Source organism: Mesorhizobium sp. M8A.F.Ca.ET.218.01.1.1, from assembly GCF_004791165.1.
Classification (GTDB): Bacteria; Pseudomonadota; Alphaproteobacteria; order Rhizobiales; family Rhizobiaceae; genus Mesorhizobium.
The window spans coordinates 1-289 of the sequence record NZ_SRUZ01000157.1; the positions used below are offsets into that span (position 1 = coordinate 1).

Genomic DNA, 289 nt, shown 5'->3' on the forward strand with positions numbered 1-289 from the left:
GTGACGGTTGCCTGGTAGTTGCCGGCGGAGAAGCGGTTTGAGCCGCTCTTGGTGCCGTCCAGGTTGACCGCGACCGTCGATGTGCCCGGCACCGTCAGCGCAGTCGCGGTGCCGGTTTCCGCGATCGTCTGCGCGCCGGAGGTGGCGAAGGTCGGGGTCAATGTCGTGGCCGTCGTGTACGAGGCCGGCACCGTGGTGGAGGTGACCGGGTCGACGCTGAGCGTGACTCCACCTGTGGTATCGACCTGGGCGCTGCCTGCCGAACCGCCGGCATTATGCGAGCTCAGCG

Annotated in this window: 1 pseudogene; it reads right to left on the minus strand. The window is 68.2% G+C overall.

The features are described 5' to 3' along the window. Window positions 1-289: pseudogene (locus EN861_RS34815) on the minus strand (hypothetical protein); the annotation flags it as partial.